Source organism: Pseudomonas alkylphenolica, from assembly GCF_000746525.1.
GTDB classification, from domain to species: Bacteria; Pseudomonadota; Gammaproteobacteria; order Pseudomonadales; family Pseudomonadaceae; genus Aquipseudomonas; species Aquipseudomonas alkylphenolica.
Genome location: NZ_CP009048.1, coordinates 1,541,825 through 1,559,188, shown reverse-complemented (window position 1 = coordinate 1,559,188; position 17,364 = coordinate 1,541,825). Strand labels below are relative to the sequence as shown.

Genomic DNA, 17,364 nt, shown 5'->3' with positions numbered 1-17,364 from the left:
GAGCGGGCTTGCCCCGCGATTGATTCAGCCATTACACCCTTGAAGCAAACAGGCCCTGATGCTGCCGGCACTGCTCCGCCGTCAACATGAATACACCGTGCCCACCGCGCTCGAACTCCAGCCAGGCAAAGTCCACTTCCGGGTACAGCGCTTCGACGTGCACCTGGCTATTGCCGACTTCGACGATCAACAAGCCCTTCTCGGTCAGGTGATCCGCCGCTTCGGCCAGCATGCGCCGCACCAGGTCCAGGCCGTCGTTGCCACAGGCCAGGCCCAGTTCCGGCTCATGGTGGTACTCATCCGGCATGTCGGCGAAATCCTCGGCATCGACATACGGCGGGTTGGACAGGATCAGGTCGAAGCGCTGCCCTGGCAAACCGTCGAAGCCATCGCCCTGAACGGTATAGACGCGCTCTTCCAGGCCATGACGCTCGATGTTCTGGTTGGCCACCTCCAGCGCTTCGAACGACAGATCGGCCAGCACCACTTCAGCTTCAGGGAATACCTCGGCACTGACGATACCGATGCAACCGGAGCCGGTGCACAGGTCGAGAATGCGCGCAGGTTCGCTGGCCAGCCACGGCTCGAAACGTTTTTCGATCAGCTCACCAATGGGCGAACGCGGAATCAGCACGCGCTCGTCGACGATAAAGGCCAGACCGCAGAACCACGCCTCGCCCAACAGGTAGGCGGTCGGCACGCGGTCTTCGATGCGGCGCTTGAGCAAGCGCTGCAGGTGCACCAGTTCGTCGTCTTCCAGCTGGCAGTCCAGATAGCTGTCGGCAACCTCCCAGGGCAAATGCACCGAGCCGAGCACCAGCAGCCGTGCTTCGTCCCAGGCGTTGTCGGCACCATGTCCAAAAAACAGGCCATGCTCATGAAAACGGCTGACAGCCCAACGGATATGATCGCGCAGGGTGCGCAGGCGAGAAGTGATCACAACAGACTCCTTGAAAGACGACCTGCAATTCTAACAGCCCGATCACAGAAAAGGTTCGTCAAAACCGCCTGTAAGTGTTTCGCCGACATGGCTGCAGGCCACTAACGACGCTGCTTGTACGCGAAGCCATTCACATAAGTGCTCAGGCAGGGGACAATAGGTTGAAAAGCCCTATCCAAAGGAGCCCTTGATGTCTGTTCCAACGACGATGTTCCACCTTAGCGGCCGTGGCTATCCACCCGCCAAGCTCAGCAATGCCAGCCTGGTCATTATCGACGCGCAAAAAGAGTACCTCAGCGGTCCTCTGGCGCTGTCGGGTATGGACGAGGCTGTGGCGAACATCGCTAAAATGCTCGAAGCCGCGCGCAAGGCCGGTCGCCCGATCATCCACGTGCGCCACCTTGGCACCGTCGGTGGCCTGTTCGACCCACAGGGGCCCCGCGGCGAGTTCATTCCAGGCCTTGAACCGCAAGGCGATGAAGTGATCATCGAAAAGCGCATGCCCAATGCCTTCAAGAACACCACCCTGCATGAGACCCTGCAGAAGTACGGGCACCTGGACCTGATCGTCTGCGGTTTCATGAGCCATTCCAGCGTCAGCACCACCGTGCGCCGGGCCAAGGACTATGGTTACCGTTGCACCCTGATCGAGGATGCCTGCGCTACCCGCGACCTGCCGTTCAAGGGAGGGATCATTGCCGCTGCACAGATCCAGCAAAGCGAAATGGCGATCATGGCCGACAACTTCGCTTGTGTGGCCCCGACCAGCAGCCTGATCTGATCGGTCATCCGACGGGCTGGCGGAACCACCTTGCGCTATTTCGGTCAACATCCGGATATCCACAGAGGAAATCGGCATGAAGTTGTCCGACGGTTTCGATGCCAAGCGCTTGCGCCAGCGTGAGCCACGCAATTGGGGCGCACGCCTGGCAGCCGCCTTTTCGGCGCTGCTGGCCACCCTTGGCGTGCTGCTGGTCATGGCCGGCGCCGCCAGCCTGCTCGGCAACCTTGAAGCACTGGCCGAGCTCAACGCCAACCGCGCGGGTGCCGCAGTCGTACTCGCAGGCGGCCTGGTGCTGCTGTACCTGGGCATCTGGTTCTGGCGCCGCAGCCGTCTGCGCTTGCGCCGCAGCCGTGAGCTGAACCTGTCGCCCCACCTGATGAAAAAACACGATTGACTGCAACCTGCGGGGGAGTCGCGTAAACTACGCCGCCCAGGCGGAGGCTTACATGCAAGACGACGATTTTTCCCTGTTCAAAAGCGAGATGCGCGGCGTCAAGCCGATCAAGCATGATCGCGCCGAAATCGGCAAACCCAAAGCCGACCGCAAGCAACTGGCCGGCCTGCGTCAGGCCGCGACGGTACGTAGCGACCAGAATGTGGTCGATGGCTTGTCGGACCAGTTTGTCATCGATGTAGGCCCCGAAGACGACCTGCACTGGAGCCGTGACGGCGTCCAGGAAAGCCAGATGCGCAAGCTCAAGCTCGGCCAGATCGGTTTCGAGGGCAGCCTCGACCTGCACGGCATGAACGTGGAAAAAGCCCGCGAAACCCTCTGGGCGTTCCTCGCCGAGGCCACCCGCTTCGAAGTACGCTGCGTGCGCGTCACCCATGGCAAGGCCGTACGCCTGGATGGCAAGAAGCCGATGATCAAGAGTCACGTCAACACCTGGCTGCGCCAACACCCGCAGGTACTGGGGTTTACCTCGTGCCAGGCCCGTCATGGCGGTACCGGGGCGGTGTACGTGATGCTCAAACGAACCATGCTCGAAGGCCGTGACGAGTAACGCCGTACTTGCAGCGCCGCCACAGCCGCCGTACCCTTCGCGTTTGCGATAAATCCCACAGGTAGATCCATGTCCCTGGAACAGAACTACACCGCTATCCTCGGCCAGCTCGGCGAGGACGTCTCCCGCGAGGGCCTGCTCGACACGCCCAAGCGGGCTGCGAAGGCCATGCAGTACCTTTGCCGCGGTTATGAACAAACCCTGGAAGAAGTGACCAACGGCGCACTGTTCAGCTCCGATAACAGCGAAATGGTCCTGGTCAAGGACATCGAGCTGTACTCGCTGTGCGAACACCACATGCTGCCATTCATCGGCAAGGCTCACGTCGCCTACATCCCCGATGGCAAGGTCCTGGGCCTGTCCAAGGTTGCGCGGATCGTCGACATGTACGCACGTCGCCTGCAGATCCAGGAAAACCTCAGCCGCCAGGTGGCCGAGGCGATCCAGAAGGTCACCGGCGCCCTGGGCGTGGCGGTGGTCATCGAAGCCAAGCACATGTGCATGATGATGCGCGGCGTGGAAAAACAGAACTCGACCATGATCACCTCGGTGATGCTCGGCGAATTCCGTGAAAATGCCGCGACCCGCAGCGAGTTTCTCAGCCTGATCAAGTAATCGGGCCTGACTGCAAGCCGACCTTTCGTGGTCGGCTTTTTTTATTCTTAGGAGTTGCCATGATCGTCAAAGCACTGCGTGTCGGCTTGGGTCAGTTGATTGTGTTCGGTGACTGGATCAGCCGCCCGGCCAAACTCAAACGCGAACCGGCCACCCAGGCGCTGGTCGAGCAACAGGCCAAGGGCTTGAGCCTGTACCAGTTCCACGCCTGCCCGTTCTGCGTGAAAACCCGCCGCACCCTGCACCGCCTGAACGTGCCGGTGGCCCTGCGCGATGCGAAAAACAACGAACAGGATCGCCAGGCACTGCTCAATGAAGGTGGCAAGGTCAAAGTGCCGTGCCTGCGTATTGAAGAAGACGGCAAGACCACCTGGATGTACGAATCCAAGGTGATCATCGATTACCTCAACAAGCGTTTTTCGGCAGTGTAAGGTAGGAGCAGGCTTGCCCCGCGATTGCGATGTGGCTGACAGACCGCAATCGCGGGGCAAGCCCGCTCCCACAGTGTTTACCCGATCATAGTCACATGACGGGGATGGCTGGCGACCCGATCCAGCCATGCCTGAATGCCCGGATAGGCGTCCAGGTCAAAACCACCCTGCTGGGCGACATGGGTGTAGGCGTATAGCGCAACATCGGCAATCGAGTAGCGGTCGCCGACCAGATAAGGCGTTAGCTGCAGCTGCTTCTCCATCACCCGCAAAGCCTTGTAGCCGCCTTTGTGCAGGGTCTTGTATTCCTCCAGGCGCTCTTGCGGCAGACCCAGGTAAAACTGGATGAAGCGCGCCACGGCTATGTACGGCTCGTGGCTGTATTGCTCGAAGAACTGCCACTGCAGCACCTGGGTGCGCAAGCGCGGCTCGCTGGGCAGGAATTCGGTGCCATCGGCGAGAAAGTTCAGGATCGCGTTGGATTCCCACAGGTAGGTGCCGTCTTCAAGCTCCAGCACTGGCACCTTGCCATTGGGGTTCATAGCCAGAAACGCCGGGGTTTCCGTCTCGCCCTTGAGGATATCCACCGAATGCCATTCATAAGGCAGACCAAGCAAGTGCAGCATCAGCTTGACCTTGTAGCAGTTACCCGACTGGTAATCACCGTAAACCTTGTACATCTCTCCCCCCACTCAATGGCTGAATCGTACCCGCCCCCATAGTTGGCGACTGTACGGCTAAATGCAATGCCTGCTGTATGGCAAGAAAGGCAAGCCTGCGCGTTAGTCTGCAAAATCTGCTTACACCTAGAACAAGGAATGCCCCATGCCCGATGCCACTTCCGCGCAACTGCGCCCTTTGGCTGACTCCTCACCCTCGGCCGTGGTCGCAGGTTTTATTGCCATGCTGACCGGCTACACCAGCTCCCTGGTATTGATGTTCCAGGCTGGCCAGGCAGCCGGTTTGACCAGCGCGCAAATCTCATCGTGGATCTGGGCCCTGTCGATCGGCATGGCAGTGTGCAGCATCGGCCTGTCATTGCGCTATCGCACGCCGGTGACGGTGGCATGGTCGACCCCGGGGGCGGCGCTGTTGATCACCAGCCTTGGCGGCGTCAGCTATGGTGAAGCCATCGGCGCCTACATCACCTGCGCCGTGCTGGTGGTGATCTGCGGCCTGACCGGCAGTTTCGAACGCCTGGTCAAACGCATTCCAGCCTCACTGGCATCGGCATTGCTGGCCGGTATCCTGTTCAAGATCGGCAGCGAAATCTTCATTGCCGCCCAGCACCGCACCGCGCTGGTGCTGGGGATGTTCTTCAGTTACCTGATCATCAAGCGCCTGTCGCCGCGTTATGCCGTGCTCGCCGCGTTGCTGGTGGGCACCGCGTTGTCCGGTGCCATGGGCCTGCTGGATTTCAGTGGTTTCAGCCTGGAGGTGGCAACCCCGGTGTGGACCACCCCAAGCTTTTCCCTGGCTGCCACCATCAGCATCGGCATTCCACTGTTCGTGGTCGCCATGACCTCTCAGAACATGCCGGGCGTTGCCGTGTTGCGGGCCGACGGCTATCAGGTGCCGGCCTCACCCCTGATCTCGGTGACCGGCCTGGCCTCGCTGGTATTGGCGCCCTTCGGCTCACATGGCATCAACCTGGCGGCGATCAGCGCGGCGATCTGTACCGGCCCGCACGCCCATGAAGACCCGAAAAAACGCTATACAGCAGCGGTCTGGTGCGGGATTTTCTATGGCGTCGCCGGCATATTCGGTGCCACCCTGGCCGCCCTGTTCGCGGCCTTGCCGAAAGAGCTGGTGCTGTCGATTGCTGCCCTGGCGCTGTTCGGCTCGATCATGAACGGCCTGACGGTTGCCATGAATGAAGCCAAAGAGCGCGAAGCGGCGTTGATTACCTTCATGGTCACCGCGTCGGGCTTTACCCTGTTCTCGATCGGCTCGGCGTTCTGGGGGATTGTCGCCGGGGTGTTGACGCTGATGATTCTCAACTGGCGCAAAAGTGCCTGAAGTGCTTCTGTAGGAGCGGGCTTGCCCCGCGATGCGATGTGTCTAACACCCGTAATCGCGGGGCAAGCCCGCTCCCACCGGTTCATCTGGTGCTTTGGAAGAACGCCTGGGCGCGCTGGTCCTGAACGTAGGCGACATTGATCCGCAACCAGTCACTGGCAGCCCCCTGCGGATCAAATGCACTGCCCGGCGCCAGCAGCACCGAACAAGCCAATGCTTCTCGATTGAGCGCGGCGAAATCCCAACCAGGGCAGCGCGCCCAGACAAACATCCCGCCATAAGGCTCGGTAAATACCTGCCAGCCGCTGGCTTCCAGTTGCCCCAGCGCCTTGGCCATGTGCTGCGCCAGGCGCGGACGCAGGCGCGCCACGCTTTTGCGGTACGAACCACTGGCGAGCATCTGTGCCACCACCTGCTCGCTGAACCGGCAAGTACCCAGCCCGGCAACCATCTTCAGTTCGGCCAGGCGGGCGACCAGTGCGGGTTCCGCCACCAGGTAGCCGACGCGTAACGAGCTGCTCAAGGTCTTGGAAAAGCTGGCGAGGTAAATTACCCGCTGCTCGGCGTCCAGGGTGGCCAGACGCGTTACTGCACCGTCCTGAAAGTCGGCATAGATATCGTCTTCGATGATCTGTACATCATGCTCACGAGCGAGCTCCAGCAAGCGGTAAGCCACCTTTGGGGTCAGGCTACTGCCAGTGGGGTTGTGATACAGACTGTTGATGTACAGGCAACGCGGCCGATGGCGCTTGAGCAGGTCTTCCAGTACTTGCAGGTCCGGGCCTGCGGCGGTACGTGGCACCAGCAGCATTTCGATCTGATGCTGGCGCAGCAGGTTGTACAAGTTGTAGTACCCCGGACTTTCCACCACGACCTTGTCACCAGGCTTGAGCAGGGTTCGCACCAGCAAGTCGAGAGCATGACTGGCGCCCTGGGTCGTAAGGATCTGCTGGGGACTGACCTGGATACCGATCTGCCCCAGGACCTTGTGCAATTGAGCGCGCAAACTGGCCAGCCCCAACGGTGGACAGTAGTCGAGCAGATCTTCCACCGGCCCACGGCTGACGTGACGCACAGCCTGGGCGATCGCTTCGGTAGCGCGCCAGCTGGAAGGCACCCAGCCACAACACAGATTGAGCAGATCGACCGGGGCATCGCTGAACTGTTGCCAGCGATTGGCAAAGGTTTCATCGCGAAATGGCTGATCAACCAGTGCAGCACTTAGCCGCTGTTCAGCGACAAAAAAGCCGGCACCATGCCGAGCCTCCAGTAAACCCGTCGCCACCAGCCGGTCATAAGCTTCGATCACACAGGACTGGCTGATGCCCTGCTCGCGCGCCAACTGGCGGATCGATGGCAGGCGGCTGCCGGGACGCAGGCGTTGCTGTTCGATCCAGCCCTGCAACTGATCCGTGACCTGCTGGACCAATGGCGTGGAGGATTGACGGTCAAGTGTCAGGTTCATGGGCAAAGTGTTCGGTAGTTTTGTCCGAACAGTTAATCACAAATCCCCGGCCAGTGTGCCTTGAGAGTCCTTGGTGGTCACCGGATAGTCACGGTATCGAAAAGGAGCCCACTATGCCCACCCAGCGTTCCCCTGCCCTGCTGGCCTTCGCCCTGTGCCTGATCACTTTTGCGGTCAACCTGCAGGCTCCCCTGTATACGACCTATGCCGAGCTTTCCGGAACCGGTGCCGCAGCCACGGCGCTGGCTTTTTCAGCTTATGTCGTCGGTGTGGTGCCGGTACTGTTGCTGCTCGGTGGCCTGGCGGACCGGGTCGGGCGGCGCCCCCTGATCATCGTCACCCTGGGCTTGTCGATGCTGGCCACCCTGCTGATGCTGCTGGCGCCAACCCTGGAAGCACTGGGGCTGGCACGCTTGCTGCTGGGCATCGGCACAGCGCTGGCCTCGGCGACGGGCACCGCCTACATGAGTGAACTGATGCACAACGGCGACCATCAGCGTGCGGCCACGTGGGTCACTGCCAGTACCTCACTGGGCTTTGGCCTTGGCGCTGCGTTGACCAGTCTGTTCCTGTTGCGTGGGCCGAGCCTGACACCTGAAAGCTTCTACTTGCACCTGCTACTAGCTGGCCTGGCCCTGCTGGCGGTGTGGCGTCTTCCCGATCAACGTCGCGATACCCAGGGCCCGTGGCTACGCCTGCCCAGCTATCCCGCAGGCAGCCTGCCTTATGGCCTGGCGATCCTGCTGGCGTGGGCCTGCGTCGGTCTGGTCATCGCCTTGCTGCCGTCGATCCTCAAACAACACGGCCTGGCCGATTGGTCCGGCTTCTCGACCTTCTGCGTGATCAGCTGCGGCCTGTTGTTCCAGCCACTGGCCCGGCGTATGGCGCCTGACAAAGCGACTTTGCTCGGCTTGATGGTATTGCCCTGCAGCTATGCGTTGCTGGCCTGGGGTGCTGATCGCGGTCAACTGGTCGCCGTGCTGCTCGGGACGGTGGCCGCCAGCAGTGCCTGCTATGGCTTTGTCTATCTGGGTGGATTGTCGGCGGTAAACATGCTTGCAGGGGCCGAAAAAACCCGCGCCAGCGCAGGCTTTTTTCTGCTTGCTTACCTGGGCTTCAGCTTGCCGGTGATTTTTACCGGACTATTGGCTGACCGTCTGGGTTCCAGGGTTGCCCTGCTGGTATTTGGCGCCGGCTTGCTGATTGGTTGCCTATTGGTTGCTGTACGCCTGTTCTGGCACTGCCAACACCTGCAAAGTCAGCCAACAGCCCAGTGAAAAACGGGCGCTTACGGCGGTGAAAACAACGTGAAAAAAATGTAAAATTCTGTAGGAAATGTTACATTTCCTTGACGATAGCATTTTGACATTATGGATGTGCAGCAGTGACGCGCGGATGCAAGGATCTGGTGAATGAGTTTTCCTACACACTCAACCACCGTCGTTCCACACTACACTTCAAAGCACCTCCCGCCACCTTCACCGCTCATGCGTTGCAGCGTCTGGTAGAACAGCAGGGCTCGACCAAGCGCATCAGCGCGCCGCTGGACTGTAGCCGAAGCGCGCTATTCACCAAACGCCAGCCCCTGGACTCGCTGAAAAAAAAGCTGCGGGTGGCCTTTGGTGGCAGCAAACGCCAAGGCCTGAATGACTGGGTGATCGAAGAGCTGGTCAATACCGCCGAAGCGCACAAACGCGGCGCCCGGGTTGCGCCGTTGATTGGCTTTGGTTACTCCAGGGACCGTCTTGGTCTGATGGATGACTTCATCATTATCACGGGCTTGCTAGCGGGTCATACCGATGGCTGGGAGTGGGTCAACGCCAATCCGAAACAGGTTGAAACGTTGATTGTCAGCGCCTTCGAACTGCTGCACTCACTGCACCAGCAAGGTGTCAGCCATATGGACCTGTGGGCTGCCAACGTGATGTTGCCCGACAAACTGTCGGCACCGGCCCAGGCCATCGACCTGGAAAACTGTTTCTGTCGGCCAACCGATTTCCTCAGCGAGACCCTCGGCTTTCAGTTCGGCTTCTTCTACTTCCGCGAGATCTACCGCTTTATCACCGAGGCTCGCTACGACGAACTGGTCGATGCGGCGCTGGCTGATTATCCCGATATCGACCGAGAGCGCTTCACGCCCTGCTATGAGCTCAGCAAACATCAACACGTCGGCCGCAAAGACCGACGCACAGTGTTTCTCACGGGGCAGCTAAAAGCAGGCTAGCACGTCAAATCGCAGTCGCCCCACCATCCACCGCCAGGGCATGGCCGGTGGTGAACGCGGCGCCATCACTGCACAGGTACAGCACCGCGCTGGCGATCTCTTCGACCTTACCAATACGCCCTACGGGGTGCATGGCTGCAGCAAACTCGGCCTTGCGCGGATCGGCCTCATAGGCACGGCGGAACATATCGGTATCGATCACCGCCGGGCAGACGGCGTTGACGCGGATTTTCTTCTTGGCGTATTCAATCGCCGCCGACTTGGTCAGACCGATCACCGCATGCTTGGAGGCGCTGTAGATACTCATTTTCGGCGCCGCGCCGAGCCCGGCCACCGACGCGGTGTTGACAATCGCACCGCCGCCCTGGGCCAGCAACAGCGGTAGCTGGTACTTCATGCACAACCACACCCCCTTGACGTTGACGCCCATGATCGCGTCGAACTCGGCTTCGCTGCCTTCGGCCAAGCGGCCTTGCTCGATTTCGATGCCGGCATTGTTGAAGGCATAGTCGAGACGCCCATAAGCCTCGACAGTGCAAGCGAGCAGCTGCTGCACATCGGCTTCGCGGGTAACGTTACAAGTTACGAACAGCGCCTCTCCCCCTGCGGCGCGGATCAGATCGACCGTCCCCTGGCCGCCTGCAGCGTCTAGATCGGCAACCACCACCTTCAAACCTTCGGCGGCAAATGCCAAGGCCGTCGCCCGGCCGATACCCGCCGCGCCGCCAGTGACCAGGGCAACCTGGCCGGAAAAAGTCATGCTCATCGCTAGCTCCTGCAACAAAGTGAGGTCAGTGCCTGGAGTCTAGGCGGCCGGCAGCACGGATTGGCAGCATCATCAGGGTGCCGGTTGAAGCGATATCGGTTCGGGTGATTATCTGGATAATGCTGAATCACGCGTGTGGATCGTAATGCATTCGCCAAGCGGGTAAACCTTGCCGGAATGCCTGTGAGGGTCTATCAACACACTTTGCCCTTCATGCGAGAGCCCCTGCCATGACCGCCCAGACCAACCGCCGCTTCCTGCTCGCCAAACGCCCGATCGGAGCAGTCAGCCGTGACGACTTCAACTTCGAACAGATACCACTCGGTGAACCCGGCGAAGGCCAGGTACAGGTGAAAAACCTCTACCTGTCCCTGGACCCGGCCATGCGCGGCTGGATGAACGAGGGCAAGTCTTACATTCCGCCAGTGGCTCTTGGCCAGGTCATGCGCGCCTTGGGCGTCGGCGAAGTGATCGCCTCGAAACACCCCGGCTTCGCCGTCGGCGACCACGTCAATGGTGCCCTCGGTGTGCAGGACTACTTCGTCGGCGAACCGCAGGGCTTCTACAAGATCGATCCGAAACTGGCACCGCTGCCGCGCTACCTGTCCGCCCTGGGCATGACCGGCATGACCGCCTACTTCGCCCTGCTCGACGTCGGCGCTCCCAAGGAAGGTGACACCGTGGTGCTCTCCGGAGCCGCCGGTGCAGTAGGCAGCATTGCCGGACAGATTGCCAAGATCAAAGGTTGCCGGGTGGTCGGGATCGCCGGGGGCAAAGAGAAATGTCAGTACCTGAAAGACGAGCTGGGCTTCGACGGCGTCATTGACTACAAGGCCGAGGATGTCCTCGAAGGCCTCAAGCGTGAATGCCCGAAAGGGGTCGACGTCTACTTCGACAATGTCGGCGGCGACATTCTTGATGCCGTGCTCAGCCGCTTGAATTTCAAGGCACGGGTGGTGATTTGCGGTGCCATCAGCCAGTACAACAACAAGCAGGCGGTCAAAGGTCCGGCCAATTACCTGTCACTGCTGGTCAACCGGGCGCGAATGGAAGGCTTCGTGGTGATGGACCATGCCGCCAATTACGGCAAGGCCGCACAGGAAATTGCCGGCTGGCTGGCAACCGGCAAACTGAAGAGCAAGGAAGATGTGGTCGAAGGGCTGGAAACCTTCCCCGAGACGCTGTTGAAGCTGTTCAGCGGGGAAAATTTCGGCAAGCTGGTACTGAAAGTCTAATAACGGTGGGAGGCTTCTGTGGGAGCGGGCTTGCCCCGCGATTGCGGGTATCAGGTAGATCGCATCGCGGGGCAAGCCCGCTCCCACTCACTGGAACCCCCACCAGCATCAAATCAAGCGCGAATCTCTGCAACCACCGCGGCCAGCGCCTGCGCCGGGTCGGCAGCCTGGCTGATCGGGCGACCGATCACCAGGTAATCGGAACCGGCGTCCAGCGCCTGACGCGGGGTCAGGATACGACGCTGGTCATCCTGGGCACTGCCTGCCGGACGAATACCCGGGGTAACCAGTTGCAGCGACGGATGCGCAGCCTTCAGCGCCGGCGCTTCCAGGGCAGAGCACACCAGACCGTCCATGCCAGCCTTTTCAGCCAGTGCTGCCAGGCGCAGCACCTGCTCCTGCGGTTCGATATCCAGGCCAATGCCGGCCAGGTCTTCACGCTCCATGCTGGTCAGCACAGTCACACCGATCAGCAGCGGTTGTGGACCGCTGCGCTTGGCCAGCACCTCGCGGCAGGCCGACATCATGCGCAGGCCACCGGAGCAGTGGACGTTGACCATCCATACACCCATCTCCGCAGCGGCTTTAACAGCCATGGCAGTGGTGTTGGGAATGTCGTGGAATTTCAGATCGAGGAACACCTCGAAGCCCTTCTCGACCAGGGTTTCGACAATGCCCGATGCGCTGCTGGTGAACAGCTCCTTGCCGACCTTGACCCGGCACAGGGACGGATCGAGCTGATCCGCCAGTTTCAGGGCGGCGTCACGGGTAGGGAAATCCAGGGCGACGATGATGGGCGTCTGGCAGGCGGACATGGGCGGGTCTCTTGGCAAGTCTTGAACGGCGCGCATTGTAAACGAAGTCGCGGTTTATGGGGGCCAATGATCGCGAATTGGCCCGCCAGCGGCGGCGCCCCTATAATTGAACCAATGAATGATGCATTGGCTCCAACTTAACAGGAGCGACATCTTTCGCCGCTCTGAAGGAGAATTACATGCCCTGGTATGCCTGGTTGATCCTGGTGCTCGCGATAGGCTCCATCGTCGGTGGCCTGATGCTGCTGCGTGATACCGCGAAAAAGCTGCCCCTGACTGAAGAGCAGCTCAAGCGCGTGCAGGAACGCAATGCTGAAATGGATGCCAAGGATGCGCAGGATCGTTGAGCCCACCTGCTATCTGGCTGGCTCACAGCATCACTTGTAACGTGCTGCGGCAGAACTGCGCGACAGATTTGGCCTCAGTGTATCGCGTGCCTTGATAAAAGCCTGCCAGTGCGCGGCATCAGGCAGCGACGGAATGGTCACCAACTCCCCGCTGTCCAACCCCGCCAGCGCCGCGTCGACCATCTCTCCTGCTTCCATAACCATCTGCGGATCGATCTGTGCGACATCCAGGCCCGAGCGCTCCCAGATCTCGGTGCGGGTCACACCCGGCAACACCGCCTGAACCTGTACATTCTTCTCTTTCAACTCACCTTGCAGCGTCTGAGTCAGGCTCAGTACATAGGCCTTGCTCGCGCTGTACACCGCGTTGAACATCTCAGGCGCCAGAGCAACGACCGAGGCGATGTTGATGATGGTGCCGCGGCCGGCTTTGCCAAACTGGGCGGCCGCGGCCGACGCCAGACGTGTTACCGCCACAATGTTGAGCGCCACCAACGCATCGATCTGCGCAGCAGTAGCGTCCGCCAAGGTGCCATTCATGGCGATACCGGCGTTATTGACCAACACACCAATGCTCTGGTCATCGCGTAAACGCTGTTCGACACGGGCCAGATCTGCCGCTTGTGCAAAATCTGCCGACAATACCTCGACATTGATGCCATGCCGGGCCTGTAGATCAGCTGCCAAGGCGTCAAGCCGCTGTTGGTCCCGTGCGACCAACAGCAGGTCGTGACCACGAGCAGCCAGACGCTCGGCATAAACCGCACCGATTCCGGAAGACGCGCCAGTGACGAGCGCGGTAGGGGTTACCGAGGAAGCTGACATAACGGTGATCTCCTGGGACTACCTAGGGAAGGATGAATCTGTTTAAAGAAAAATATTACCATCGTAATATTTATACAAATTCGGCCGACCAAAGGCATACCGAAACAAGAAGGCCGGTCATTGACCGGCCTTTCTGGGAGCGCTAGTTGACTGTGAGCTTGTCGCGGTTGCGATCGAGCAGGGCCTTACCGATGCCCTTGATCTCCAGCAGCTCATCCACCGTAGTGAAGGCGCCGTGCTCTTCGCGGTATGCGACGATAGCTTCGGCCTTGGTTTTGCCGATGCCGGACAGGGTGGATTGCAGGGTTAGAACGTCGGCGGTGTTGAGGTCCAGCCGTGCGACGGTCTGTTGCGTAGCCACGACAGGCACCGGGCTTGTCACAGTCTCTGTTGCCGGTGCCGCACTCAACGAAAAGGATGCGCTGGCGAACAGAGGAAGTAGCAGGTAGGACAGGACGGTGTTGCGCATGGGGTGATACTCCTTGGCTAAATGTAAAGGCAGCTTTTCCTTGGCTGCCTTTGAAACATAGAACGCTTAGGGGAGGCGTCAACCAACCAGATACCGTGGATTCATTACCAAATCGGACGAAGCCCGGGAGCAAGTACAGGCACGCTGAGCGTATCAGGGCGACGGAAGACTACGAGACCTTGCAGTCCTGAAGCTGCTCACTCCACAGCCCCCTAAATCGTTACCCTCCTTGTGGCTGTGGAGTTTATGGGGGCCATGTACCTGGGTAGAGGCGCGTCTTTTCGGCTTAGGCGTCGGGTAGCGTCATGGCTCGGTTACATGGCAAAGCCGCTGGCTGGTTAGCGGAATGCGGTAGATTGGCTCGTATTACCGGCAGAGTGCCATCTCGTTTCAAATATTTCGTGCGCTGCGCGCGCGAAACTCAATGCCATGCTATGGTTTTTCAGCTAATCAATTAGCGAGGCTCACGGGATGACCAGTTACGATGCTGCAGATCTGATTCCGCTGGAAGGCTTCACACCACTTCAAATCGACGAAAAGACCCCAATATCTAAGAAAATTCAGTATGCCTGTGGGCTGAATGCTTTCAAGGGGTGGCTTAACGTTGACTTTTTCGATGATGCATTAATCTGGAACTTCACGCATTTTGGGGGAGTGCCAAGAAATGTTGCGGAAAATGTCTACAAATTAAACATTCTTGATCGCCACCCATTCCCTGACAACTATTTTGACTATGCTTTTTGCGAGGACTTTGTCGAACACATCCAACAAAAGGATGCGATATTGTTCCTATTTGAGGTTTATCGAACCCTGAAGCCTGGCGGTATTCTTCGACTGTCTACTCCAGGGTTGGATGGCGTGATGAATGTTCATTTCAACAAGCCCAACTACGAAAGCATCCTTGAAAATCAAGACTCCGCTTACACTCGATGGGGCCACGTCCACTTCTTTACGCATGAGAGTCTTAAAACAATGGCCTCCTACATCGGATACCGGGAGTACCATCCTGTGTCATACGGAGAGTCACTCCATAAAGAACTCGAACATCTTGAAACTAGAGCCGAGCAAAACGAATATAAAATAAATTTATATTCAGAACTAACAAAATAACAAGCAACTGTAACTCGACACTAAAGAGCATGGGCTTTAAAACTAGCACCAGAGAGCATCATCGTGGCGCGGTCACGAGTCAGCCAGCGCGAAGATCGCCGCGCTGGCTGACGATGGCCGAGAATACTCGCGACTCAGCTCAGTTAGTCCTTCATGGACTGAAATAACCTCTTGGGTGTTCACTTTCGCCTTCCCGCGCACCAAATGAAAGACGAAGTTCAGCAAAAGCAGCGAAAACCATTAAAAACAGCATAATACACGATAAGAAGTTAGCGCCACCAGACAAAACAATAGATATCAACTGTAATTACGAGCATTACGCGCCCGGTATATCCAATCGACAATTTCACCTTCTGGGGAGTAACCGATAACCATCTCACACAACAGCTGACGGATGCGCACAAAATCATCCTCCTGTATTGAGAGAAGTAGCTGGGAAAGCTTGTCCTTGAAGGAGTCCCACTGAATGAAGTCTTCACTTGCGCGCATGATCATGGAGTGTTCTGTGGCAACCACATTGTCCCCAATCAGTAACTCTTCATACAGCTTCTCTCCGGGGCGTAATCCGCTAAACTTGATTTCGATATCACCGTGCGGATTTTTTTCGGAGCGGACACTGAATCCGGAAAGATGAATCATTTTTTCCGCCAATTCGGCGATTCTGACTGGTTCGCCCATATCCAGTACGAATACATCCCCACCCTGCCCCATTGAGCCCGCTTGGATCACTAGCTGTGCGGCCTCAGGGATTGTCATAAAGTAACGTGTTATTTTCGGGTGCGTCACGGTGAGGGGGCCACCCGCTTTAATTTGTTTGTGAAAGAGCGGAATGACGGACCCAGAAGAGCCCAAGACGTTCCCAAACCGCACCATCGTAAATCGTGTTGAATTACTAATTGGTTTCTGCTCTTCATCATCAAACAATACAGGCATACGCTCCTGACTCAACGCCTGCAACACAAGTTCTGCCAAACGTTTGGTACACCCCATTATATTGGTCGGCCGCACAGCCTTATCTGTCGAAATCAGAACAAAATTAGCTACCTGAGCTCGCAAGGCAGCCTGGGCAGTGTAAAGAGTTCCAACCACATTATTTAACAAACCTTCCGCAATATTGTGCTCCACCATAGGAACATGTTTATACGCTGCCGCATGATAGACTGTATTAACCTGCCAGGCGGTCATAACCCCCAAGAGCTTTTCACTATCGCGAACCGAACCTAATATCGGCAATAGCTGGACTGACAAAAAATCACGACCAATTCGCTGCTCAAGCTCACTAAATATGCTGTAGAGATTAAACTCACTGTGCTCGAACAACAATAGTGCTTTGGGTTCGAGAGCAATGATCTGTCGACACAACTCCGACCCTATTGACCCCCCAGCCCCCGTGACCAATACAGTCTGCCCTGCAATACAATGAGCTAATAGCTCCGACTGCGCCGGAACTGCATCGCGCCCGAGTATATCGGCGATATCGACTTCCTGAATGTCATCAACCTGAACCCGACCGCTGGCTAGATCCATAACAGCAGGAACACTACGAACATGAAGCGGATAGGATTCTAGATCAGCGAGAATCTCTCGACGCCGGCTGCGTGTTGCCGAAGGGATTGCCAGCAGTATCTCCTGGGCTCCGGTCAATTCCACCATCCGCTGAATACTTTTCGGGTTGAACACCTGGAGCCCTGAAATAACCCGTCCGACGATTTCCGGATCATCATCGACAAAGGCTACCGGCCGCATCACCCGTCCCATACGCAGAGCTGCCACGAGCTGATTGCCTGCCGCACCCGCACCATAAATTGCGACCTTGTTCAGCCCATCGTCACGACTGGCGAACGGTACATGTTGGGCAGCTGAGAACCAATCACCGAGAAAGTACTGCCGCATTGCAAGGCGCAAGCCGCCAATCAATACCAAGCTTAGCCACCAATAGTTAAAAATTATTGAACGTGGCACCACCGGCTGATGATTACTGGACCAGTACACTACTACCGCAAGAATTAACGCAGACAGTGACACGGCCTTCGCAATAACAATCAAAGCATCGTTACCAAAGTAGCGCATAACCGCACGATACATGCCAAACCGGATAAACAGCGGAACAGCAACGATCGGCGCGCTTATGAACAGCCACTGATGCTCTTTGAGTGGATTGATTAAATCCTCGATACCCAGTCTAACTACAAAGGCCATCCACAATGCCATCCAGACGAGAACAATATCAACGAATACCTGTAGCATTCGCTTTTGCCGTCTCGGCATCCCCAAGAGGAACGGTCTGATTCTATCCATACTTAATTCCTGGCTAT

Annotated in this window: 19 protein-coding genes; 11 read left to right on the top strand and 8 right to left on the bottom strand. The window is 58.0% G+C overall.

The genetic code is table 11. The annotated features are described in order from the left end of the window. Positions 1–31 precede the first annotated feature (31 nt). On the bottom strand, positions 32–940 hold the full coding sequence (gene prmB / locus PSAKL28_RS07220; RefSeq protein ID WP_038608394.1) for a 50S ribosomal protein L3 N(5)-glutamine methyltransferase: 909 nt from the start codon (positions 938–940) through the stop codon (positions 32–34). A 190-nt stretch (positions 941–1,130) separates the two neighbouring features. Between prmB and PSAKL28_RS07215 the strand changes: the two genes are divergently transcribed. The 5 genes from PSAKL28_RS07215 to PSAKL28_RS07195 all read left to right on the top strand — a co-directional run bounded on the left by PSAKL28_RS07215 (position 1,131) and on the right by PSAKL28_RS07195 (position 3,774). Beyond that, positions 1,131–1,721 (top strand): cysteine hydrolase family protein, encoded by a 591-nt coding sequence (locus PSAKL28_RS07215; protein ID WP_038608391.1) that lies wholly within the window; start codon positions 1,131–1,133, stop codon positions 1,719–1,721. Positions 1,722–1,797: 76 nt separating this feature from the next. Further along, positions 1,798–2,118: a hypothetical protein gene (locus tag PSAKL28_RS07210; protein ID WP_038608388.1), complete on the top strand. Its 321-nt coding sequence runs from the start codon at positions 1,798–1,800 to the stop codon at positions 2,116–2,118. Between the two features lie 52 nt (positions 2,119–2,170). Continuing rightward, complete coding sequence (locus PSAKL28_RS07205; RefSeq protein WP_038608385.1) at positions 2,171–2,728, top strand: Smr/MutS family protein; 558 nt, start codon at positions 2,171–2,173, stop codon at positions 2,726–2,728. Between the two features lie 69 nt (positions 2,729–2,797). After that, on the top strand, positions 2,798–3,343 hold the full coding sequence (gene folE / locus PSAKL28_RS07200) for a GTP cyclohydrolase I FolE (protein WP_028943701.1): 546 nt from the start codon (positions 2,798–2,800) through the stop codon (positions 3,341–3,343). Positions 3,344–3,402: 59 nt separating this feature from the next. After that, complete coding sequence (locus PSAKL28_RS07195) at positions 3,403–3,774, top strand: glutathione S-transferase N-terminal domain-containing protein (RefSeq protein WP_038608382.1); 372 nt, start codon at positions 3,403–3,405, stop codon at positions 3,772–3,774. A 77-nt stretch (positions 3,775–3,851) separates the two neighbouring features. On the opposite strand, the gene PSAKL28_RS07190 is transcribed toward PSAKL28_RS07195, so the two are convergent. Then, positions 3,852–4,454, bottom strand: coding sequence for a glutathione S-transferase family protein (locus PSAKL28_RS07190; RefSeq protein WP_038608379.1), 603 nt, complete (start codon positions 4,452–4,454; stop codon positions 3,852–3,854). A gap of 145 nt (positions 4,455–4,599) precedes the next feature. Between PSAKL28_RS07190 and PSAKL28_RS07185 the strand changes: the two genes are divergently transcribed. Next, complete coding sequence (locus tag PSAKL28_RS07185; RefSeq protein ID WP_038608376.1) at positions 4,600–5,793, top strand: benzoate/H(+) symporter BenE family transporter; 1,194 nt, start codon at positions 4,600–4,602, stop codon at positions 5,791–5,793. Positions 5,794–5,875: 82 nt separating this feature from the next. Here PSAKL28_RS07185 and PSAKL28_RS07180 read toward each other — a convergent pair whose 3' ends face one another. Further along, positions 5,876–7,258, bottom strand: coding sequence for an aminotransferase-like domain-containing protein (locus tag PSAKL28_RS07180; protein WP_038608373.1), 1,383 nt, complete (start codon positions 7,256–7,258; stop codon positions 5,876–5,878). Between the two features lie 113 nt (positions 7,259–7,371). Here PSAKL28_RS07180 and PSAKL28_RS07175 point away from each other — a divergent pair, with 113 nt between their 5' ends. Both PSAKL28_RS07175 and PSAKL28_RS07170 read left to right on the top strand, forming a co-directional pair. Then, entirely contained in the window at positions 7,372–8,535 is a 1,164-nt protein-coding gene (locus tag PSAKL28_RS07175) for an MFS transporter (RefSeq protein ID WP_038608370.1), read from the top strand. A 107-nt stretch (positions 8,536–8,642) separates the two neighbouring features. Beyond that, positions 8,643–9,482, top strand: a complete 840-nt coding sequence (locus tag PSAKL28_RS07170) for a hypothetical protein (protein ID WP_038608367.1) — start codon at positions 8,643–8,645, stop codon at positions 9,480–9,482. 4 nt (positions 9,483–9,486) lie between these two features. Here the strand turns inward: PSAKL28_RS07170 and PSAKL28_RS07165 are convergent, their stop codons facing one another. After that, the gene (locus tag PSAKL28_RS07165; protein ID WP_038608364.1) at positions 9,487–10,248 is read right to left on the bottom strand and encodes an SDR family oxidoreductase; all 762 of its coding nucleotides are present in this window, start codon (positions 10,246–10,248) and stop codon (positions 9,487–9,489) included. Positions 10,249–10,478: 230 nt separating this feature from the next. Here PSAKL28_RS07165 and PSAKL28_RS07160 point away from each other — a divergent pair, with 230 nt between their 5' ends. Next, positions 10,479–11,483 carry an NADP-dependent oxidoreductase gene (locus PSAKL28_RS07160; protein WP_038608361.1) on the top strand — a complete coding sequence of 335 codons (1,005 nt, stop codon included), beginning with the start codon at positions 10,479–10,481 and terminating at the stop codon, positions 11,481–11,483. Between the two features lie 113 nt (positions 11,484–11,596). On the opposite strand, the gene pyrF is transcribed toward PSAKL28_RS07160, so the two are convergent. Continuing rightward, positions 11,597–12,298: an orotidine-5'-phosphate decarboxylase gene (gene pyrF / locus PSAKL28_RS07155; protein ID WP_038608358.1), complete on the bottom strand. Its 702-nt coding sequence runs from the start codon at positions 12,296–12,298 to the stop codon at positions 11,597–11,599. A gap of 179 nt (positions 12,299–12,477) precedes the next feature. On the opposite strand from pyrF, the gene PSAKL28_RS26750 reads away from it, so the two are divergent. After that, the gene (locus PSAKL28_RS26750) at positions 12,478–12,645 is read left to right on the top strand and encodes a DUF2897 family protein (RefSeq protein WP_075226451.1); all 168 of its coding nucleotides are present in this window, start codon (positions 12,478–12,480) and stop codon (positions 12,643–12,645) included. A 30-nt stretch (positions 12,646–12,675) separates the two neighbouring features. On the opposite strand, the gene PSAKL28_RS07150 is transcribed toward PSAKL28_RS26750, so the two are convergent. Continuing rightward, on the bottom strand, positions 12,676–13,470 hold the full coding sequence (locus tag PSAKL28_RS07150; protein ID WP_038608355.1) for an SDR family NAD(P)-dependent oxidoreductase: 795 nt from the start codon (positions 13,468–13,470) through the stop codon (positions 12,676–12,678). 142 nt (positions 13,471–13,612) lie between these two features. Then, positions 13,613–13,939, bottom strand: coding sequence for a ComEA family DNA-binding protein (locus PSAKL28_RS07145; protein WP_038608353.1), 327 nt, complete (start codon positions 13,937–13,939; stop codon positions 13,613–13,615). 471 nt (positions 13,940–14,410) lie between these two features. Between PSAKL28_RS07145 and PSAKL28_RS07140 the strand changes: the two genes are divergently transcribed. After that, complete coding sequence (locus PSAKL28_RS07140) at positions 14,411–15,049, top strand: class I SAM-dependent methyltransferase (RefSeq protein WP_038608350.1); 639 nt, start codon at positions 14,411–14,413, stop codon at positions 15,047–15,049. A 297-nt stretch (positions 15,050–15,346) separates the two neighbouring features. Here the strand turns inward: PSAKL28_RS07140 and PSAKL28_RS07135 are convergent, their stop codons facing one another. After that, the gene (locus tag PSAKL28_RS07135; RefSeq protein ID WP_038608347.1) at positions 15,347–17,347 is read right to left on the bottom strand and encodes a polysaccharide biosynthesis protein; all 2,001 of its coding nucleotides are present in this window, start codon (positions 17,345–17,347) and stop codon (positions 15,347–15,349) included. Positions 17,348–17,364: the final 17 nt, after the last annotated feature.